Genomic DNA, 23917 nt, shown 5'->3' on the forward strand with positions numbered 1-23917 from the left:
ATGAAGCAAGAAATTCAAACGCAGTAATCTAAGCCTGCACCGATGCCGTATCCTGGCGTAATTTAAAAGAATCTGATTCTCTTATCGAAAACAAATTTTTTGTGGTGAATAACCGCAGGGGAATCCTTTTGCCAAATTTTTTCGAAACCTTATTTCTTAACATAAAAATATGAAGAATAGACCTCTACAAAAAACATTAAAAAGATGTGCTGCCTTCGTCGCCATATCGCTTTTTGCGATGGGTGCAAGCGCTTATGCATCTAACAACAAAGCGCATCCGGCCGGCATAGTGCCGACCGGCGGAACTACTCCGGGCAACAGCCTCATTGCCACCCAGGCAAAAATAACCGGCATAGTTACCGATGAAAAGAACCTGCCATTGCCGGGCGTAAGCGTAAAAATTAAAGGCACCACCATCGGTATTACAACGGATGTAAACGGTAAGTTTTCGCTCGATGCAAATGCCGGCACTACGCTTGTATTCAGCTTTATTGGTTATGCCACAAAAGAAGTAGTAGTGGGTGCCGCTGCTGAATACAATGTGCAATTAGTACCCAGCTCAAAAGATCTTACCGAAGTAGTGGTAATTGGTTACGGAACCCGCGCGGTAAAAGATGTAACCGGCGCCATCACCAGTGTTAAAGCAGATAAGTTTGAGAACGATAATCCAACCAGCGTAACAGATGTATTGCGCGGTGCTGTACCGGGGATCTCGGTAGCGCTTAACACCTCTGCAAAAGGTGGTGGTACAGGCGATTTTCAAATAAGGGGAAAAGCCAGCCTTTCGGGCAACGTATCACCATTGATCGTTTTAGACGGTGTTATTTACTTTGGCGACCTGGCCGATATAAACCCGAATGATGTTGACCGCATTGACGTGCTGCGCGACCCAAGCGCACTGGCCGTTTACGGTGCGCAGGCGGCAGGTGGCGTTGTTGCCATCACTACCAAAAAGGGTAAAAAAGGTGGGTCTGTAGTTACCTTGAATGCTAATACGGGCATTGCGCAATTGCTGCAAAACCAAAAGTTTTACCAGGGCGAAGATTTCCTGCACTGGCGTTCGGATGTGCAACGCAGCGCAAACACCACCAAACCCTATTACTTTTATAGTGACCCCAGGGCCTTGCCTGATGGCGTTACGGTAGACCAATTCTTATCGGGCTCTACCGGCGACCCTGTCGACGTTTACTTACAGCGTCTCGGCCTGTTCGCTAATGAAATTGCCAACTACAAAGCCGGCAAAGTTACCGATTGGTCCAAACTGATCTTCAGGAACGGCCTGCGCCAGGATTATACTGCCAGTTTATCGGGCCGGAGCGAAACCGTAAGCTACTATTTTTCGGGCAACTTTACCAATAACGAGAACCTGATAAAAGGAGGCGACTATAACAACACCCGTTTCCGTGCAAACATCGAGGGTAAGGCAGCTAAGTTTTTAACCATCGGTATCAACGCACAGTATTCGGTGCGCGATGAAAGCCACTCGAGCAACCCTTTTAACATTTCCGGCTATGATCTTAATGAGGCCGACTGGGGGCAGATCATCAACTCATCACCCTACGGCGATGTGTATAAGTCTGATGGAACTTTAACCCGCATAGATACCGATGATAGCGGCTTAAACCAGCGCAACCCTTTTCTGGGTAACAAGTATAACCAAAACGTTTACACGCAAAATGTGCTTTTTACTACCTTATTTACCAAGGTAGATCTGCCATACGGGTTTAAGTACACGCTGAATTTCTCGCCGCAGTTTGAATCGTACAAGAACTTCTTCTTCAGGCCGGGCGCAAACCCTAACGAGATAGCCGTAAACGGCCTTACCGGTACAGCGTACCGTTCTATGGAGCAGCGCTACCGGTACAATTTGGATAATATCCTTAACTGGAACAAATCGTTCGGTGTTCACAACTTTGATGCTACCTTCCTGCTAAACAAGGAAAAATACCAAACCTGGTACACCCGTACTAATAACTCGCAGTTTAGCCCGAGTGATGTTTTAGGCTACCATAACATCGGTGCCGGTACCCTGCCTATTGAAAGCAGCGACGACCGCGTTTACAATGCCGATGCATTAATGGGCCGTATAGCCTACACCCTTTTGGGCAAGTATAACTTTGCTTTTACCGCCCGCCGGGATGGTTTCTCGCCATTTGGTTTAACACAGCCGCGCCAAAGCTATGCAGATGGTGCAGTAGCGTGGACATTCAGCGACGAAAAGTTCTTTAAAACCGATTTCTTTAAATGGCTAAACTATGGTAAGCTGCGCTTTGGCTATGGCTCTAACGGCAACCGTTTACCAAGCGGCACGGCCGATCCAAGCCTTGCGCTGGCCATTATTGCCGGTGCAAAATACCCTACTGTCGCTCCGGACGGAACTATTACCAACAACAACAGTATTGCTATCACTTCACTGCAAAACAACCTGCTAACCTGGGAGCGTACTACCGGCCCTAACTTAGGTTTAGATTTTGCAATATTAAACAACCGCCTTAGTGGTTCGATAGATGTTTACAACCGTAAAACAACCGGCTTAATTGTTAAGCGCACCTTGCCTCCAATTATGGGTTACACTACGCCTGATGTGTACACAAACATTGGCGAGGTAAACAATAAGGGTATCGAGGTATTGCTGGAAGGGAAGATCATCCAAAGCAAAAACTTTAACTGGAATGCGAGCGGTACCTTTTATTTAAACCGCAACAAACTGGTGCATTTGTATGGCACCTCTACAACCACCGATGCTGCGGGTGTTACAACTGTTGTCCCCGAAAAAAATGATATCGGCAACGGCTGGTTTATTGGCCACGATGTTAATGCAGTTTGGGATTATAAAGTACTGGGCGTATGGCAAACTCCGGAACTTGACGAAGCCAAGAAGTACGGCGCAGTACCCGGCGACTTTAAGCTGCAAGACCTTAACGGCGATTTCAAATTCACAAATGATGATAAGGTATTCCTTGGCGCCACCAACCCTAAATTCAGCTGGTCCTTACGCAACGATGTGAATTTCTTAAAGAATTTCGATTTCTCGTTTATGCTGGTATCAAGCATTGGGCAATTAAGGCAGTATAACCAGGCTGTTAATAACCCGGGTAGCGTGGGTAATGGCCGTATGAATTCATACAAATTACCATACTGGACGGCTGACAACCCAATAAACGATTATGCACGCCTAAACTCCGGCTCATCGGGTACAACCATCAACATTTGGCGTAAAGCATCTTTTGTAAGGCTGCAAACGGTATCCTTAGGATACACCTTCAGCCCTAAGCTGATCAAGTACCTGCACATGTCAAGCGCCAAGTTGTTTGTTAATGCCACAAACGCGGCAGTGTTCTCTAACTGGCCCATGTGGGATCCGCAAAATAACGGCCCGACCCCAAGGTTTTTTGCAGCCGGTTTTAACGTCACTTTTTAAAGTATCAAGAAATTTAGCACATGAAAAAGATAAATAAAAATATAATAGTCGGGTTGGTAATTACTGCTGTATTTGCCGGCAGCGGTTGTACCAAAAGGAAAGACCTTTTCCCGGAGGCTCCTTCTAAATATACGCCGGGCAACACCCTGGTTAGCCCGGGAGCGTTCAGATCTGCCTTGCTCAACTTAAACCTAAGTGTAAGGTTTGAATACTTTGGCGACTCGGCACCAATGTTAACGGAGTCGATTTTTACCGATGCCGCAGTTGAAGGGACTACCGACAAAACTACTCCCGCGCAGGATCTCAACATCAGGATAACGCCTACTGCTAACTTAAACAGCGATGATTTTAACAAAATAGGCAGGTACTGGACGGTTTGGTGGCAAGGCGTGCACGATGCCAACGTAATCATTACCAGGATAAACGATATTCAATGGACATCACAGGATGAAAAGGATAGAACCTTAGCGGCTGCCTATTTTCACAGAGCTTACAGGTATTACCGCCTGGTGCACGAGTTTGGAGATATCCCATTGCTTTTAAAGGAAGAGACAATTGTGAATACCTCGTTTGTAAGCACGCAGCGTATGGTAATCCTAAAAAAAATGAAGGAAGACCTTGACTTCGCGGTAACCAAACTGGTAGACAATGGCAATAAAGGCGAGCCGTCAAAAGGTGCAGCAGCCCACCTGTTAACCAAAATAAACCTTGCACTGGGTTTGTTTGATGAGGCTATAGCATCGGCAAACATTGCCATAAACGGCCCATACGCTTTAATGACAAATCGCTTTGGTGTAGTTGCCAGCGATGCTACAAAGAACGTAGTGTGGGACTTGCACCGGCCCGAGAATAAATCTATCGCCACTAACACCGAAGCATTGTATGTTGTTATAGACCGCGAAACTTTAGACGGCGCTACGGTAAACGGATCGCAGGTAATGCGTAATTGCGTACCGATGTGGCATAATGGTACCATTTTAACCCCGGGTGCATTAAAGCCGGGTATTTCGGATAAAATTACAGAGGAGTTCCCGCTTACGCTTTGGTATGGCCGTGGTATTGGGCGTTTACGCGGCACACCATATGCTACTAAATACATTTGGACCGATAACACCGACCTGCGCCACGCAAAAGGTATGTGGATGGATATGACCGACCTGGTTTACAACCAACCCGGGCTTAAAACAACAGACGCTGCCTGGTACGGCAAAAACCTGGAGCAATATACCGCGGCAAACGTAAATCAACGCTTTTTGAATGGCGCAAAAGATACCATTCGCGCCTGGTTCGGCTGGCCGCATTATAAAGTATTTATCGGCTCGGGTAAAACAGCTGCTGATAAATGGTGGTCGCCGCCGCGTGGTACCAATACCGACTGGTACGTGTTCCGCTTAGCAGAAACCTACCTGCTGCGCGCCGAAGCCTACTGGTGGAAAGGCCAAACAGCATTGGCTATGGCTGATATAAACAAAGTAAGGGCACGCGCCAAGGCGGAGTTGTTAGTAGACGACAGCAAGGTAAACATAGGCACTATACTGGATGAGCGCCAAAGGGAGCTTTATTGGGAAGAGCCGCGTAAAACCGAGCTGACCCGCATAGCCTATATTTTTGCACAAACCGGTAAACCTGCATACAATGGTAAAACCTATAGCGTTGCCGATTTTTCAACCAATAACTTCTTTTACGACAGGATAATGGAGAAAAACGACTTTTATAAGAATCCTGCCGTTGTAACCAACTCGGGTAACCACTTTACCATTTCGCCGTACCACGTGTTATGGCCAATACCACAAGCTGATATCGACCTGAACATTAACGGGCATATCAACCAAAATAAAGGCTATTCGGGATCGGAGAACAATATCCCTCCTTTAGATAAGATAGTTCAATAATATTCGATATGCAGTTATATGTTTCATACAGGCGCATAACCGCATAATATTTTAGTTTCATTTGGATAACCAGGCCTTGTATTTTATGGGCTTGGTTATTAATATTTATAATGTTTAGATATATTCGGCAAGGGTGTGTACGCTTTAGCCGGTGAGCTTTTTTTAGATTGCGCATGATGAAAAAAGGCGGGCTTTATATTTTTTTGGCTGGCACCCTGATGCTTTGCGGCTTTACCACTGCCGGCGTATCGGTAAAGGATGTGGAAGCTACCCTGCGCCCTTATGTTCTAAAAGAGGCTGCGTGGGCAGTTAGCCAACAGCCAATAACCGTAACCGCTGAAACCAGCCCGCGCAGCGTAGGCGGTAAGCACGATTTTTATTCGGAAGGAGATTATTGGTGGCCGGATGCCGCCAATCCTGGCGGCCCATATGTACAAAAAGATGGGCTAAGCAACCCGCAGAATTTTACCGCGCACCGGTTGGCCATGATACGATTTAGCAGGATAATTGGCGCGCTTGCCTCGGCATACAAAATAACGCACGATGATAAATACGTAAAACAGTCTTTGTTGCACATCCGCGCATGGTTTGCCAACCCGGAAACGCTAATGAACCCCAATCTGCAGTATGCGCAAGCTATAAAAGGCGTGGTTACCGGGCGAGGGATAGGTATCATCGATACTATCCAACTGATGGAGGTAGTACAGGGGATAATCGCCATGGAGAACTCCGCAGCTATGGATCAACAAACCCTTACTGCAACAAAGGCCTGGTTTACCGGATACCTAAATTGGCTAAGCACACACGCGTACGGCAAGGATGAGATGAATGCAAAAAATAACCACGGCACCTGTTGGGTAATGCAGGTGGCATGTTTTGCCAGGTTTACGGGCAACAACAGCCTGCTTGCTTTCTGCAAAACACGGTATAAGGAAGTATTATTGCCCAGCCAAATGGCTGCTGATGGCAGTTTCCCGCTGGAATTAAAACGTACCAAACCCTACGGCTATTCTATTTTCAATTTGGATGCTATGGCGGCAATTTGCAGCATCCTGAGCACGCCGGGCGATAATTTATGGGATTATGAAACCCCTGATGGCCGGTCGATAAAACGAGGGTTGGAGTTTTTATATCCTTTTTTTAATGATAAAAACAGGTGGCCATACCCACATGATGTAGTGTATTGGGATAATTGGCCGGTGGCTGCGCCATCATTAATATTTGGCGCGTTGGCTTTCCAAAACGAAGATTGGCTTGCTACCTGGCAAAAACTCGATCATGATCCGCAAGAACCTGAAGTAATAAGAAACCTGCCCATAAGGCACCCATTGATATGGTTAAATTAAATACACAATGAAATATTGGATATTAACGATTAGCTGCCTATTGGCATTTCAACTAAGTTTTAGCAAAGTATATAAGGTGAAAACTGCTGAAGGGTTTATGCAGGCAGCAGGTGGCCTTATGCCAGGCGATGAAATTGTAATTGCAAACGGCAGCTACACCGGCTGGAGCGTGGCTCTAAGCACCAGCGGCACCGAAAAGAAACCCATTATCATCCGTGCAGATGTGGCGGGCAAGGTTATATTTACCGGAGAGGTGCACCAATCCGTATTTAAAATTACAGGCAATTATGTGCAAATAAAAGGGCTGAGCTTTGAGGGATGCAGCTTGTTTAAAGAAAAGGGTGCCGATGTGGTATTGATACAGATGGATGCCACCAATTACAGCCGCCTTACTGATTGTACTTTTACAAAAAATACGGTAGATGCGCAGTTTATGCCTATAGTGGTACTCTCCGGCAATGGCGGGCACAATCGGGTAGATAATTGTAGGTTCAGCAGCAATGTTAACAATATGGAGGTGCAGGTGAGGGTAGGCGTCAACGAGGTGCCGCTTTACACCCTGGTAGACCATAATATTTTTATGGACAAAGACAGCGTAACCTGGAAAGCCTACAATGGAGGCGAATGCGTACAAATAGGGCAGGACCCTATCCTGTTGGGTAATCGCTACGCTTATGCTACCGTACGCGATAATCGTTTTATCCGCTGCAACGGCGAGCCCGAGGTGATCAGCAACAAAGCATCGGGCAATAAGTATATTAATAATTACTTTGAAGGTTGCCACGGCGAACTGGTTATGCGCGGCGGGCACGAATGCCTTGTTGACAGCAATACTTTTGCGGGCGGCACTGGCGGCGTAAGGGTTAACGGCACTGCGCACACTATCAGCAATAATTCGTTCGGTAATTTGCCTGTTGCTATCAGGCTAATGTATGGCATGGCGAAAGGAAAAATAGATACTGGTTTCTATATCACCGCAAGCGATTGCATTGTCAAAAATAACCGCATCAGCCATTGCAACACCGGGATAATCATAGGCGGCGGTAAAAATGCCGACTGGACCGGCAAGTTCGATACCAAACGCTACCCCTCGCGCACTATGCAGGATATAGCCCCATTTAATAACGAGTTTACTAACAACTCCATTACCGATACGCGCGTACCAACGCTTACTGGCGATTCAAAATCAACACAGTAAAGTGTTGGGTGAAGTTTTCAACGCAGTTAAAATGTAATATCCATCCCGGAGACCTCTAAAGTTTTTGAAAGCTTAAATCAAATTGATTTATTTTAATTCCTTCAGAACAATTATTTATGCCAAAATGGTCGCGCAACCTGCTCACTTTTATTTTCGTGGCTTTTTTTTGCCAAAGCATTAGCTATGCCCAATCAAATAAAACAGATAGTTTAAAAAAGATCCTTCCCCGATTAACTGGTAAATATATCGGCAAATGTAGACCTGCTGCCGGTTGTTTTAGGCGGTACAAAGATAACCGACGTACTTGTAGGCAATTTCGAAGCATTCAAGGCGATGAACGAAGTGATAGAAAAGCACAAAATTAAGCCGGTGATCGATGCGGAATATGCGTTCGAAAACGCTATCGCTGCTCATTATCACCTGAACAGGACATTTGAAAAGATCGTAATCAAATGTTTGTGAAAAATGTGATGCAATGCAACACGCAGTTATGTCAGAAGACTACTGCCTCCTTCTCATATATCCCTGCATATAGCTAAAGATCAAAATTCATTATCTGAATTCATCGGTTTATCAATAATGCAGATTAGCAACAGGCAATTAAACTTATATTTTATTGCTTCGTATGGCTTGGTAAAGACAACATAGTAACTATTTTTTTCGTAAAGAAGTCAGGATTTGCTTATTGGCAAAGGGAAACTAAACTATTTAATAGCAACCTGTGTTGGCGATTTTTTTACGATAACAAATGTTAAAGCGAGCGTACCTCTATATAAGGCCAATAGCATTCTATATATTTTTAATATCGGGAATGCTATGCAATTGTTCGGCAAATGCACAGCAAAAAATAAAGTTTACGCACCTTACCACCGAAGACGGCCTATCGCAAAGCGTAGTGCGGTGTATTTTAAAAGACAAATACGGCTTTATGTGGTTTGGCACCTTTGATGGCCTTAACCGCTACGACGGCTATAATTTTACTATTTACCGTAATATCCCAAAAAACATACATAGCTTAAATGGCAACAGCATAGGAGCGCTGTTTGAAGATAGGGACGGCACGCTTTGGATAGGTACCAATAATGGCTTAAGTAAATACGACCGGGAAAATGATTCGTTTATAAACTACCCTACAAAAGCAAGCGAAGGTGCGTTAAGCAACAAATATATATTGAGTATATGTGATGATTACCTGGGCAATTTATGGATTGGTACCTACGGTGGCCTAAATGTTTTTAACCGGCAAACGCAAAGGTTTATGCATTACAACGCAAACCTGTTGAACCCCGATAGTTTGAGCAACAGCAATATTTTTGCAGTTATTGAAGACAATAAACATAATATATGGGTTGGCACCAACGGCGGCTTAAACCTTTACGACCGCAGTAAAAACCAGTTTGTTAAATTTTCGCATCGTGTTAACGATCCGGGTTCTATTTGTGATAACCAGGTACGTGGGATTGCGCAGGATGCTAAAGGCAATATATGGGTTGGCACCATGGATGGCCTGAATAAATACGATGCCCGTAGCCATACCTTCCGTACTTATAAACACGATGCCAAAAACCCAAAAAGTATCAGCAGTAATACAGTATACTCCTTTGCCGCAGGCAGGGATGGTTCTTTATGGATAGGAACCGAAGAAGGCTTGAACGTTTTGGATACCGACAAGGGCGAATTTACCGCCTACAACAACAACCCTGATGACCTAAATTCTTTAAAGGGCAAATCTGTGTTAGCCCTACTGGCAGACGACGCAGGCATCCTGTGGGCATCCACCAATGGCGGGGGGCTGAATAAATACGACAAAAATTTACTCCTGTTTGATGTGTACCACAGTAAAGATACCAAAAGCGATGCCTTAGGCCAGGGTATAGTAACCGCGTTTGGGGAAAACGGTAAGCGCGGGATTTGGATAGGTACCGACGGTGGCGGGCTTAACCTGCTGAACACCAAAACCGGGACATTCAGGCATTACGTTCACGATGCGGCAAATAAAAACAGCTTATCTGCCAATGCAGTGCTTGCCATTTGCAAACATAAAAACAGCGAAGGTTTATGGCTGGGCACTTACGGAGGAGGGTTGAATTATTTCGACCCGAAAAAAAACACTTTTAAGCATTACCGGGCAGGCAGTGCAAGCAACCAGTTAAGCAGCGATAATATTTTTGCCCTGATGGAAGACCATAATGGTAACCTATGGATGGGCACAAACACCAATGGGGTAAATGTGCTCGATCCGGCGAGCGGGAAAGTTATTCGTTACAATTCAAATGACAAAAACCTAAACGACCCAAACGCGCTGTCAGGCAGTTCCATCAATGCTTTTTATGAAGGCCCCGAAGGCCATATTTGGATCGGCACCTATAACGCCGGGGTCAGCATTTTCGATCCGGTAACCAAAACTTTCGGCAGGCTCAATGTGGAAAACAGCAACCTATCAAACAATATCATTTTTTGTATTAAAGGCGATGCTAAGGGTAATATTTGGGTGGGTACGATGGGCGGCGGGCTTAACCTTTGGGATGCCAAACGCAAAAAATTTATTTCGTATACCATAGCAGACGGTTTAAGCAGTAATGTGATCAATAGTATTGTGGAAGATAGCGCCGGTTTTTTGTGGCTAAGCACCAATAATGGCATCAGCCGGTTCGACCCTAAAACACGCCTGTTCAACAATTATGATGTGCATAATGGGCTTCAAAGCCGTGAGTTTGTTCAGCGCGCCGGTTTTCGTAGCAGTACCGGAGATATCTACTTCGGCGGGATAAACGGCTTCAATGCAATAAACCCTGCAAGCGTTAGCCGCAACCGTAATATTGCAAAAGTTATACTTACCGATTTTCAGTTGTTCAACAAATCTGTAAAGGTTGGCACCAAAAACTCACCTTTGGTTCGCCCCATTACGTACACCAAAGAAATTTCCCTTAATTACAATCAATCTGTACTAACGTTTGAGTTTGCAGCCCTTGACCATACCGTGCCCGAAAAAAACGAATATGCCTACATGCTGGAGAATTTTGATAAAGCATGGAATTATGTAGGGAAGCAGCGTAAGGCTACTTACACCAACCTCGACCCCGGTACCTATATTTTTAGGGTAAAAGCATCCAATAACGACGGCATTTGGAATGAAAAAGGCACCGCAATAACAATCATTATCAAGCCTCCGTATTGGGCCACGTGGTGGTTCAGGGCGCTGGTTTTACTATCTATTGTTGCAATTATTTATGCCTGGTACAAAAACAAGGTACGTAACATCGAGGAACAAAAATCCAGGTTGGAAAAGCAGGTGATAGAACGCACCCGCGAAGTGCATAAGCAAGCGGAAGAACTACAGGAAGCAAACGGTGAGCTTCAGGCACAGGCGGAAGAATTGCAGGCCCAATCCGAAGAATTACAGGTACAGGCAGAAGTGCTGCACGTACTTAATGAAGAACTGAAAACTCAAACCGAGGAAGCAAAGCGGGCCAACGAGGCCAAAAGTGTGTTCCTGGCAACGATGAGCCACGAGATACGGACGCCTATGAATGGCGTTTTAGGAATGGCTTCCCTGCTGAACGAAACGGATCTTGACCCCGAACAGCACGAGTATTCGCAAACTATATTGCATAGTGGCGAGGCCTTGCTGAACGTGATAAACGACATATTGGATTTCTCGAAAATAGAATCGGGTAAAATGGAACTCGACCCGCAAGTTTTTTTCCTGAGGACCTGCGTGGAGGAAGTACTGGATCTTTTTGCCGGCAAAGCCGCCGGGGCGGGCCTCGACCTGATGTACCAGCTGGACCATCGATTGCCCGCCTACTTGATTGGTGATAGTATGCGGCTTAGGCAGGTACTGATCAATTTGATGGGTAACGCCATGAAATTCACCCATAAGGGAGAGATTTTTTTAGATATCGGCCTTAAAAATGTGTTGAGTGATGACGAAATAGAACTTGGTTTTGAAATAAGGGACACCGGGATAGGGATACCCGCAGACAAGCTGTCCAAATTATTCGAACCGTTTTCGCAGGTTGATTCTTCTACTACCCGAAAATATGGCGGTACGGGCTTAGGCCTTGTTATTTGCGATCGCCTGATAAGCCTTATGGGCGGAAACATCACGGTTGACAGCGAACCCGGTATTGGTACAACCTTTCGTTTTACCATAAAATGTAAATTAAGTACAGAAAACAAACAGGAGCCCGAACCATTAAACATAGACGGAATTAAAGGAAGACAAGTGCTGGTAGTGGATGACAATGCTACCAACCGCCGCATATTGCAGTTACAGCTGGAGAATTGGGGGCTTAAGCCGGTTATGGCTTCATCCGGGCATGATGCGTTGCAAATTTTGAACAGTAAACCTGATCTTGACCTTGTGATAACCGATATGCAGATGCCCGAGATGGATGGTGTTCAGCTTAGCACCGCTATCAAAGAAAAAAATAAAGCTTTACCGGTTATCCTGTTAAGTTCCATTGGCGACGAAACTAAAAAGCAACACCCCGGTTTATTTGCTGCTGTGTTAACCAAACCTGTTAAGCAACAGCGTTTAAGAAAGATAATAATAGCCGAATTGCTGCAATTACCGCCACAGGCAGATCAGGACCAGAAACACGCTACTTTGCTTAACAAAGATTTTTCCGCCTTACACCCCTTGAACATCCTGGTGGCAGAAGACAACCTGATCAATCAGAAAATGATATTACGAGTGCTGGAAAAACTTGGTTTCCAGCCGGCACTGGCAACAAATGGATCAGAGGCTATTGCGATGCTGGACAAACAGTTTTACGATGTGATTTTAATGGACGTGCAAATGCCCGATATGGATGGATTAGACGCTACCCGTTATATAAGGCAACACTACGCGAAACAACCGGTTATTATTGCGATGACCGCCAACGCCATGTTAGAAGACCGCGAAATATGCATGGAAGCCGGGATGAACAATTATATTGCCAAACCTGTAAAACTGGAGGTGCTGGTTACCATGCTGGGGGAAACATTCCAACTGATAAATGGCTAATTTAAGCAATTTCTAACATAGTTTTGGGTGCTCTTTTTTTCGCTTATCGGTCTCAAGCTCCAAAATCCTTTAACAAAATAACCAACCAGTCACGGCTTGCTTTAATAGTTTCAAGGCTCCAGACGATGCGTGTCTTATTAATTGTCCCGGTAGAACTGTAGGCCTTCGAGTCGTGCTCCGGATAATTTAAATGGCCGAAAGCAGGCTAAATTGATAGTCCATAGGGGGGGGATTTCGAATTCATTTACAGTTGATTTGAAGCGTGTGGTGGGCTAAATCAATGCCCTAAAAACCCTGAGAAGAAATACGAAGAAATCTTTATAAAGGGTATTGGCAAATGCCCAACTAATTTGGCAAATATAGCCTAAGCGGCCGCTTCTTATTCTCCTAAGGCAGCTTATCGGGTGCTTTCAACCGTATAGACAAAGCTGTCGGCCTTATAATAGCCAATGTTAAACTCTATTGGGCGCTCTCCCTGGTCAAAAACAAAACGTTTTCTGAATAATATTGGGCTGCCAACAGGCACACGCAGCTTTTCGGCAATGAATTTATCAGCCGCCATAGCGCTTATTTCTTCTTTCGACAGGGTAGCAATTACAGAATACTCGTGTTCTAAAAGCTCATATAACGGCCTTTTGAAGTCTTCATCGCCGGTTAGGCCCACCCGGGGGTGAAAGTATGAAGCGAAGTATACAAATGGTTCGTCTGTTTTACCCCGTACACGTTCCATTTTTAAAACCTGCTTATCGGGTTTAATTTCAAAAAACCGCACTACTTCGGTGCTGGGCATTTCCCAGGTAACATGTAATTCAAAATTACGGATGGTGATGCCCCTTAATTTCATTTCCTGCGAAAAGCTGAGCCAATTGTTCGATTTAGAACTCACTGCCGCCTGCGCAACCTTTGTCCCGGTCCTTTTCTTGCGCACCAAAAGCCCTTCAAAAACCAGTTTGGTTATGGCCTGCCTTAACGTGGTGCGCGATATGGCCAACATCTTGGCCAGTTCAACCTCGTTGGGGAGTATCTTGCCGTTTTGATACTCTTCTTCTTCAATTAATTTCCGCAGTAAAATCTCTGCCTGTGCATGTAAAGGTACCGGGCTTTTATGATCGATAGAATACTTCATCTAATACAAATATATGCAATGTTAAGTATTTTAAAAGCCGTTTCATTTGTTTAGACATACCGAATTATCAAATTCGCTTGGTTGGCGTTTTTTAAGGCAATAATTAAATTTTTTATTTAAAATTTGGATTTACAATTTATTTGATATGTTTGTACATTATAATATATAGCCAATAATAAATTTTTCAGCACCAACCAAAACATACATAAGGTATTTACTTGTATCTTGTAATATGTATGTACATATGTACAATTAAAATGAGTTTAATTTTATCTAAAGAACAAATTCTGTTAAACAATTCAAACGCTGCTAACCTGCGCAAGTCATCGCAGCCGGTTATGCCCGCACGGTTAGCTAATAATACAGCGTTGGCTGGCAGGTACAACATATACCCTGCGCATAAACTTGCTGATGGCAGCATCTTTAACGGCTATGCGTCGCTTACAAATTGGATAGCCGGGCAAAAAACAGTTGTGATAGAGGGTTATGTGGGTGTGCTTTGGGATAGCGTAAAAACTTGCATCGAAGAACAGCTGTCTTTAAAGAGGCTGAAGGTAAATTGGATTTATACTACAAATTATTTAAAGCCGCAAACAGAGGTCGATATATTGGTAAGTCCCTTTTTAGGTACTGCAGACTCCGTTTGGGGGACTAAATGTACGCTTGCACTGAAGGATCTTTACACCGAAGAACTCGGTTCCGTTTCACCCGATAAAGGATTTGATATCAATATTATAATGGGGCCTGGGGCTTCGTTAGCTAATTGGGATGCGCCGGTTTTATACATCGACCTGCCAAAAAACGAATTGCAATTTCGTATGCGGGCCGGCTCTGTAACAAATTTAGGTAACAGCGAAACCGAATCGCCTTTTGCCATGTACAAGCGCTTCTATTTTGTAGATTGGGTTTTGCTTAATCAACATAAAAAGGAACTGCTGGATAGGATTGCGGTAATAGCCGACGGCCAATGGGCGAATGATATCAACTGGATGTTTAAATCGGACCTGGCCGAAGGATTAAATAAAATGAGTCGTTCCGTGATCCGTGTGCGTCCATGGTTCGAACCTGGTGCCTGGGGGGGGCAATGGATAAAAGAACACATCCCCGGCATGAATCAGGATGTAGTGAATTATGCCTGGTCGTTTGAGTTGATAGTGCCTGAGAATGGCTTGGTTTTCGAGAGCAATGGTTACCTGCTGGAAGTATCTTTTGATTTTTTAATGTTCCATAATCAAAGGCAGGTGATGGGCAAACATGCTGAACAGTTTGGTGACGAGTTCCCGATCCGGTTCGATTTTTTAGACACTTTCGATGGCGGCAACTTATCCATTCAATGCCACCCTGCCTTAAAATACATCCAGGAAGTATTTGGCGAAACTATTACGCAGGATGAAACCTACTATATTTTAGATTGCAAGGAAAACGCAAAGGTTTACCTCGGTTTCCAGGATAACATCAACCCGGTTGAATTCAGAAATGCGTTGGAAAAAAGCCAGGACGAAAACGTGGAACTGGATATTGTAGATTTTGTGCAGGTGCATAACGCAAAAAAACACGACTTGTTTTTAATCCCCAATGGTACTATCCATAGCGCTGGTGCAAATAACCTGGTGCTGGAGATTAGTGCAACACCGTACATCTTCACTTTTAAAATGTACGATTGGTTGAGGCTGGATCTGGATGGCAACCCGCGCCCTATCAATATAGAACACGCACTTAACAATGTAAATTTTGAATGCAAGGGCGATGCGGTTACCGAAGAATACATATCTAAACCGCAGGTTATAGAACAGAGGGCAGATTACAAGCTAGTACACCTGCCAACGCATGCAAAGCATTTTTATGATGTGCATCGCATAGAGTTTGATACCTATGCGCAGGTAAATACAAATAATTGCTGCCATATTTTAATGGTAGTTGAAGGTGAGCAGGTACTGTTAGAAACCGCAGACGGCACCAGCCAGGTCTTTGCATACGCCGAAACCTTTGTGGTCCCTGCAGCGGCAACATCATACAAACTCATTAACAAGGGCTACGGTAGTTTGAAAGTTATTAAAGCCTTTTTAAAATAAAAATGAACGTAGCAACAATGAATACTGCAAAAAATAAAAGCAATACTTACCTGGCTTTGGTTTGCCTGGTGGCAGCTTTGGGCGGTTTTTTATTCGGGTTTGATACTGCTGTTATATCCGGCACGGTAAGCCTTGTTAAAAAAGATTTTAGTTTGGATGCCGTTAACGAAGGCTGGTTTGTAAGCTGCGCCCTGTTGGGATGCATTGCAGGCGTAAGCATATCAGGCAAGTTAAGCGACAAATATGGACGTAAAATTGTACTGATCTTATCGGCGGTATTATTCCTGGCTTCGGCACTAGGTTGCATGCTTTCCACATCTTTTAATTTGTTGATTATCTCCAGGCTGGTTGGGGGTTTGGGTATAGGCGTCGCATCAATGGTGTCGCCGCTATACATATCAGAATTTTCGCCGGCTCGTTTCCGGGGGATGACAGTTTCTTTGTACCAACTGGCCTTAACCATAGGTATTGTTTTGGCATACTTTTCAAATGCTTATTTAGCCAACCACACACAAGATGCATTTGCCACAGCGGGAATTCAAAAGATCTTCTCGGCCGAGGTATGGCGTGCCATGCTCGGGCTGGGTGCGGTACCCGCAGCTATATTTTTGGTGATGCTGTTTTTAGTGCCCGAATCGCCAAGATGGCTATTGTTAAAAGGGCAGGAACAGAAAGCAAAGGCAATACTCACCAAAATAGATGGTGTCGAAGCGGCCGATCACGAAATAGCCGACTTTAACAAATCACACGGCAGCGACGAGGATACCTCTTTAAGACAACTATTCACCCCAATGTATCGCACACCGCTATGGATTGGTTTGTTACTCCCTTTTCTCTCGCAGGTGTGCGGCATAAACGCGGTAATTTATTATGGCCCGAGGATTTTGGAACAGGCGGGCTTTACCCTGAACAACGCGTTGGGCGGGCAGGTAACCATAGGATTGGTAAACGTAGTATTTACGTTTGTGGCCATTTTTACCATTGACAAATGGGGGCGGAGGCCACTGCTGGTTGTTGGTATAGGCGGGGCCGTATTGGCGCTTTTGGTTATCGGCCTGCTCTTCGCTTGTAATATCACTACCGGCCCGTGGATATTGATTTTCATCTTAATGTTCATCGCCTGCTTTGCCTTTTCTTTCGGGCCGGTATGCTGGGTGGTCATCGGCGAGATATTTCCGAATGCAATCCGCGGCAAAGCCATGGCACTTGCAACGCTATCCCTATGGGTAGGCAACTTTTTGGTGGGGCAGTTAACGCCGCTGTTGCTGGATGGCGTAGGCCCGTCCGGAACGTTCTGGCTGTTTGCATTGTGCTGCTCGCCGGCTTTATGGATAACCTGGAAACTAATACCCGAAACCAAGGGTAAATCCCTGGAAACGATAGAAACCTTTTGGAAAACAAATTATGCCCCTAAAAAATAAATGCCGATGAAAATAAACGATACACCATAAAACATTAACAGGCTGTGTATGATGAGCTAAACCGGCATCGGGCGCAGCAATAAACTAAACCTCAATTTAAACCATTGCCAATTATTACTAAAAACCAATTATGAATGAGAGACTTTTTACACACTTAAAGGTTAGATACCTTTATTTTTTAATGCTGCTGGGGTGCGTCCTCACGGTGAGGGCCCAGGCCCAAACCACGGTGACCGGAAAAGTAACCGACAGCAAGGGCCTTACTATGCCCGGCGTTAGCGTGTCGGTAAAGCATTTTCAGGGCGGGGCAATCACCAACAAAGAGGGCGATTACTCCGTGAGGATGCCCGAGCGTGCCGATACACTGGTATTTACCTTCGTAGGCTATACCAAACAGGAAATCGCTGTAGGTAAATGGACACTTGTTAATGTGATTTTGCTGGAAAACAAAAACGACCTGAACGAGGTGGTTGTTGTGGCCTACGGCCAGCAGAAAAAGGAAAGCCTGGTAAGTGCTATAACCACGGTATCGCCCAAGGATATTAAGGGGCCCACAAGCAACTTAACCACCATGCTGGCGGGTCGTATCTCTGGTTTGATCTCCTACCAGCGTAGCGGCGAGCCGGGGGCAGATAATGCTTCCTTCTTTATCCGCGGTATCACATCATTCGGCGCCGGTAAAATAGACCCATTGATACTGATAGATGGCATGGAATCTACCAACACCACGCTTGCCCGTTTGCAGCCGGATGATATTGCCGGTTTCTCGGTATTGAAAGATGCTGCTGCCTCATCGCTTTACGGCGCACGCGGTGCAAATGGCGTAATACTGGTAACCACAAAATCGGGTAAGGTTGGCGACACCAAAATGAATGTGCGTTTCGAGAACTCAGTTTCCTCAAACACGCAAAACTTCCGTTTGGCAGATAACATTACTTACATGCAATTGGCTAACGAAGGGTCCTTAACACGTAACCCCTTAGCTGCGTTGCCATACAGCCAAACCAAGATAGATCATACCATAGCAGGTGATAACCCTTTGCTTTACCCAAGTAACGATTGGATCGGTTCCTTGATTAAGGACTACACCAGTAATCAACGGCTCAACTTAAACATAACCGGAGGTGTTAACAAAGCGCAATATTATGTTGCAGCTACTGCCAACCAGGATAACGGCATTTTAAGAACGCAGGCAAATAATAACGTTAATAACAATGTTAGCCTTAAAAGCTACCAGATCCGCTCTAACATCAATATCAAATTAACCTCTTCTACCGAGGCTATTTTAAGAACCTCCGGTGATTTTGATGACTTTAGCGGCCCTGTTGGCGGTGGCGGCGCTGTATTTGCCAGCACGTTAAATGCCAACCCGGTACTGTTCCCTGCTACCTACCCGGCATCAGCTTTGCCGTTTGCAAATCACCCGCTGTTTGGTAACGCACGTCGTGGCTCCAACGGCGATTACTATACCAACCCCTTGGCTTCCATGGTGTCAGGCTATCAGCAATATAACACCTCTACGCTGAACGCACAGGTAGAATTGAAGCAGGATTTGAACTTCATTACCCAGGGCCTGTCTGCCCGCGCCATGATTTACACAAAGCGCTATTCTTATTTCGACTTAAGCCGTCAATATACACCGTTCTACTATGCCTCGGCAGCATCCATCAACGATCCCAAGGGCTACGTGCTGTCATTGATCAACGAAAATACGGCAACAGAATACCTTAACTATAAAGAAGGTTCAAAGCTTACCAATACCACTACTTACGGCGAGCTTGCTGTTAACTATAACCGCACCTTTAATAAAGTACACAACCTAAGCGGCTTACTTATCGGTATCCGTCGCAACTACTTAAATGGTAATGCCGGCGATCTGCAATCATCGCTGCCATTTCGTAATGAGGGCGTTTCTGGCCGTTTTACGTATGGGTATGATAACAGGTATTTATTGGAGACCAACTTTGGTTACAATGGCTCGGAGCGTTTTGCGCAAAACAACCGGTTCGGTTTTTTCCCATCCATCGGCGTAGCCTGGAACGTTAACAACGAGAAATTTTTTGAGCCGATAGCCCGCACCATCACCAAATTAAAGTTCCGCGCAACTTACGGCTTAGTAGGTAACGACCAGATTGGCAACGCCAGCGATAGGTTCTTCTACCTCTCAAACGTATCGCTTAACGATGGTAACTATGGCGCTTACTTTGGCGAGAACTACAACTTCTACAGGCCGGGAGTATCTATCTCCAGGTATGCGAATGATGCCATTACCTGGGAGAAATCGCAAAAGCTAAACATAGGTATGGACCTTGGCCTTTGGGATGCGCTTAACATCACCATTGATGCCTACCACGAACGCCGCAGCAATATTTTGATGCAACGCGCTTATATACCAAGCACCATGGGCCTTACCGCACCGGTTAGTGCCAACGTGGGTATTGCCGAAGGTAAAGGCGTGGATGTTGCAATGGATTACAACAAAACATTTGGGCAAGCCTGGTTGCAAATGCGCGGAACGTTTACTTATGCAGCCAGCAAATTACTGGTTAACGAGGAGCCAAACTACCCCGCTAACATGTCGTATTTATCCCGCGTTGGACAATCGCTCGGCGAATCGTACGGCTTAATTGCCGAGCGCCTTTTTGTGGATGATGAGGATGTGAAAAACTCGCCAAAGCAAAACTTCGGCGAAGTAAGAGGGGGCGATATCAAATATCGCGATGTAAACGGAGACGGCCAGATAACCGCGCTTGATATGGTGAACGGTATTGGTTACCCAACCACACCGGAGATCATCTACGGTTTCGGTTTTTCATTCGGATACAAAAATTTCGATATCAGCACCTTCTTCCAGGGCTCGGCAAGGTCGTCGCTGTTTATCGATCCTGCTGCTATCTCTCCGTTTGTGCAGGATGGTGCTAACCAACACGGTTTGTTGAATGTTATCGCAAATGACCATTGGTCAGAAGATAACCGCAACCTATACGCTTTTTGGCCGCGTTTAGGGCTCACCCAAAGCGCCAACAACAACCAGCCATCAAACTGGTGGATGCGCAATGGGGCTTTCCTAAGAATGAAAAGCGCCGAAATTGGCTATAACATTAAAGGGAATGCACTTAAACGGCTCCATATCTCGGGCTTCAGGCTTTATGCAAATGGCTCCAACTTGTTTCTTGTGAGCGCATTCAAACTTTGGGATCCCGAGCAGGGTGGGAACGGCCTGGGTTACCCTATACAAAAAGTGTTTAACCTGGGTTTAAATATCCAATTGTAAACCAATTAGCTAATTATAGAGATGAAAAGATTTAAAACATATATAGGCAGCCCCAGCCACACCATTGTTGCCTTAACAATGCTGCTGATTGTGGCGGCAGGCTGTAAAAAAAGCTACCTGGATATTGTGCCGGATAACGTGGCTACCATTGATAACGTTTTTGCCAATCGTAACGAGGCAGAGAAGTATTTATTTACTTGCTACACCTACCTGCCGCAAGAAGGCCATCCGGATAAAAACCCGGCCTTTAGCGGTGGCGACGAAGCCTGGACCTACTGGCCAATGACTCAGGATTTCTTCTTCCTGGATCCATACAACATTGCCCGTGGTAACCAAAACCGCGATAACCCCTACATGAACTATTGGGACAGCTTCGACGGTAAATCATTATGGCAGGGTATCCGTACCTGTAATATCTTCCTGGAAAATGTTGACCGTGTGCCGGATCTGCAACCCTATGTAAAAGAACGTTGGGTGGCCGAGGCTAAATTTTTAAAAGCCTACTACCACTGGTACCTATTACGGATGTACGGCCCTATCCCTATTCTGGATAAAAACTTACCAACCACCGCAACGCCGGAAGAAGTACAGGTTTACCGTGCGCCTGTTGATTCGGTTGTGAATTATATTTCAAATCTGCTGGATGATGCCGCCGCAGGTGATGCTAACAGCGGTTTACCGAGCGTGATTACCAGCACCTCTACAGAATTAGGCCGCGTAACCAAGGTTGCTGCTTTGTCTATTAAGGCACGTGTGTTAGTTACTGCAGCAAGCCCTTTGTTTAATGGTAATACCGATTTTGCAGGTTTAAAAGGCAAGAATGGCGTACCGCTATTTAATGCAACCTATGATGCAACAAAATGGGAGCGCGCAGCAACAGCTTGTAAAGCCGCTATTGATGCAGCAAACGCAGTGAATATAAAACTGTATTATTTTAATTCATCATTGGTAACAGTTGACCCAACAACTAAAACGGAATTAAACATCCGTAACGCAATCTGCGAAAAGTGGAACAGTGAACTGATCTGGGGCTCAACAGCAAGTGGCAATCCAACTTATTGGTTACAGCTATACGCTATCCCTCAGCTCGATCCAAATAACTTCAATGGCGATTTAAAGGGCAAACTTGCACCACCGTTAAAAATGGCTGAACTGTTTTATACCAATAACGGTGTACCCATAGAGGAAGATAAAACCTGGGATTATGCCAACCGCTTTAACCTGCGCACGGTTACCAATGCAGATACCGGCATGCAGGAAGGCTACAAAACTATAGGCCTGCATTTTAACAGAGAGAGGCGTTTTTATGCAGATATGGCGTTTGATGGATCTAAATGGTTTATGAAGAATGGTAACTACAACATCCAAAGTAAATCGGAGCAGTACTCAGGTAAAAAACAAAGCCGTATTTATTCAATAACGGGCTACTATACCAAAAAGTTGGTAAACTGGAACCTGGTGTATTCATCTACCAATACCACGGTAGAATCGTATCCATGGCCGGTTATCCGCCTGGCCGATGTGTACCTGATGTATGCCGAGGCCTTAAATGAGTCAGGAAAATCAGCAGAAGCGCTACCTTATCTGAACCAGATTAGGGCGCGTGCGGGCTTAAAATCGGTAGAAACCTCATGGTCAACCTATTCTAACCAGCCGGGTAAATACACCAATGTGGAGGGCCTCCGCGATATCATTCACCACGAGCGCGCTATTGAAATGGCATTTGAAGGCAGCCGCTTTTGGGACCTTCGCCGCTGGAAAACTGCGCCGGCGGTGTTAAGCCAGCCAATTTATGGTTGGGACATTGAGAAGAGCACTTACGAGGATTATAACCGCAAAGTGCTGTTGTATAACCCAAGGTTTATTGGTCCGCGCGATTATTTTTGGCCGATAAAGGAGTACAACCTCCAGATAAATCCTAACCTGGCGCAAAACCCCGGATGGTAATTAAAAGCTTATAAATTCAATTAAATGATATTGAAAATGAAAAATATATTTTACATCTGTAGCATAGCGTTGGGCCTGCTGGCCGTCAATTCGTGCAAGCAGGAGCCGTTAGCACCGGTAGAGAAGGATAGCGTAGCCCCCGGCCAGGTTACTGATGTTACTGTAGAGAACCTTAATGGCGCGGCAAAAATCAGCTACAAATTACCCGGCGATGCCGACCTGCTTTATGTTAAAGCGCAGTACACCACCAAACAAGGTGTTATGCGCGAAACAAAGGTGAGCCGTTTTAACAGTAACCTAACCGTTGTAGGTTTTGGCGATACCAGCGCTTATAAAGTAACCCTTTATGCGGTGGATAAAAGCGAAAACGCATCTGCACCTTTAGAGGTTACGGTTCATCCGCTTACACCTTCGGTAGACCTGGTGCGTGATAGCATATTAGTTAAACCCGACTTTGGAGGTATCAATATTCAGTTCAGCAACAAAGCTGAAGAAAGCCTGGCAATCGTAGTGCTTGCGAATGATTCACTGGGGCAGTTTTCTCCTACAACAACCAATTACACCAACCTGCGGGCAGGCAACTTTGCGGTACGCAACTTGCCTGCTGTGCCAACCAAGTTTGGCGTATTTGTACGCGACAGGTGGGGTAACCTGTCCGATACGCTGATTGTTACCCTTACGCCATTCTTCGAAGTAAAGCTCGACCGTACAAAAATGAAAGGTGTTGTACTACCTACCGATGCGCCACTGGGCTATAACGGTAACATCAACGGCCTTTTTGATGGTAATATCCTCGATGGTTTCTACCACTCGGGCGATGCCGCAAGGATGCCGCAATGGTTCACCTTTGATATGGGCGTTACCGCTAAGCTGAGCAGGCTTAACTGGTACATGCGCGATCAGTTCTTCTACTCTTTGCACAATCCGCGCGTGGTTGAGATATGGGGATCCAACAACCCCAACCCGGATGGTAGTTTTGATAGTAGCTGGACCTTACTGGCCACGCACGAACAAATAAAACCATCAGGCTTACCAAGCGGGCAGCTTACCCAGGCGGATATGGATGCGGCGCATGCGGGCGAAACAGTTACGTTCGGCCTAAATACCCCAAAGGTGCGTTACATCAGGTTTAAAACGCTTAAAAACTGGTCTAACGGTACTTACGTGAATTTCTACGAATTAAGTATGTGGGGCGATCCAAACTAA

11 protein-coding genes are annotated in these 23917 nt (G+C 45.3%); 10 read left to right on the plus strand and 1 reads right to left on the minus strand.

Annotated elements, in window-relative coordinates; all coding sequences use genetic code 11:
* Nucleotides 1-169: 169 nt before the first annotated feature.
* From AC1DYT_RS05335 to AC1DYT_RS05355, 5 genes are all read left to right on the plus strand, one after another.
* A complete protein-coding gene (locus tag AC1DYT_RS05335; RefSeq protein ID WP_477468610.1) occupies nt 170-3421 on the plus strand; it encodes a SusC/RagA family TonB-linked outer membrane protein in 3252 nt (1083 codons plus the stop codon).
* A 20-nt stretch (nt 3422-3441) separates the two neighbouring features.
* On the plus strand, nt 3442-5313 hold the full coding sequence (locus AC1DYT_RS05340; RefSeq protein WP_477468611.1) for a RagB/SusD family nutrient uptake outer membrane protein: 1872 nt from the start codon (nt 3442-3444) through the stop codon (nt 5311-5313).
* 173 nt (nt 5314-5486) lie between these two features.
* On the plus strand, nt 5487-6659 hold the full coding sequence (locus AC1DYT_RS05345) for an alginate lyase family protein (protein WP_477468612.1): 1173 nt from the start codon (nt 5487-5489) through the stop codon (nt 6657-6659).
* A 76-nt stretch (nt 6660-6735) separates the two neighbouring features.
* Nucleotides 6736-7857 carry a chondroitinase-B domain-containing protein gene (locus AC1DYT_RS05350; RefSeq protein ID WP_477468613.1) on the plus strand — a complete coding sequence of 374 codons (1122 nt, stop codon included), beginning with the start codon at nt 6736-6738 and terminating at the stop codon, nt 7855-7857.
* Between the two features lie 811 nt (nt 7858-8668).
* Nucleotides 8669-12871, plus strand: a complete 4203-nt coding sequence (locus tag AC1DYT_RS05355; RefSeq protein ID WP_477468614.1) for a hybrid sensor histidine kinase/response regulator — start codon at nt 8669-8671, stop codon at nt 12869-12871.
* 397 nt (nt 12872-13268) lie between these two features.
* On the opposite strand, the gene AC1DYT_RS05360 is transcribed toward AC1DYT_RS05355, so the two are convergent.
* Nucleotides 13269-13997, minus strand: coding sequence for a GntR family transcriptional regulator (locus tag AC1DYT_RS05360; protein WP_477468615.1), 729 nt, complete (start codon nt 13995-13997; stop codon nt 13269-13271).
* A 257-nt stretch (nt 13998-14254) separates the two neighbouring features.
* Here AC1DYT_RS05360 and AC1DYT_RS05365 point away from each other — a divergent pair, with 257 nt between their 5' ends.
* The 5 genes from AC1DYT_RS05365 (at nt 14255) to AC1DYT_RS05385 (ending at nt 23917) form a co-directional block, all read left to right on the plus strand.
* Complete coding sequence (locus tag AC1DYT_RS05365; protein WP_477468616.1) at nt 14255-16069, plus strand: class I mannose-6-phosphate isomerase; 1815 nt, start codon at nt 14255-14257, stop codon at nt 16067-16069.
* A 17-nt stretch (nt 16070-16086) separates the two neighbouring features.
* The gene (locus AC1DYT_RS05370; protein WP_477468617.1) at nt 16087-17490 is read left to right on the plus strand and encodes a sugar porter family MFS transporter; all 1404 of its coding nucleotides are present in this window, start codon (nt 16087-16089) and stop codon (nt 17488-17490) included.
* A 130-nt stretch (nt 17491-17620) separates the two neighbouring features.
* Nucleotides 17621-20764: a SusC/RagA family TonB-linked outer membrane protein gene (locus AC1DYT_RS05375; protein ID WP_477468618.1), complete on the plus strand. Its 3144-nt coding sequence runs from the start codon at nt 17621-17623 to the stop codon at nt 20762-20764.
* A 21-nt stretch (nt 20765-20785) separates the two neighbouring features.
* Complete coding sequence (locus AC1DYT_RS05380) at nt 20786-22711, plus strand: RagB/SusD family nutrient uptake outer membrane protein (protein ID WP_477468619.1); 1926 nt, start codon at nt 20786-20788, stop codon at nt 22709-22711.
* 36 nt (nt 22712-22747) lie between these two features.
* Entirely contained in the window at nt 22748-23917 is a 1170-nt protein-coding gene (locus AC1DYT_RS05385; RefSeq protein WP_477468620.1) for a DUF5000 domain-containing lipoprotein, read from the plus strand.

It is taken from the genome of Mucilaginibacter sp. P1_D10 (assembly GCF_056406215.1).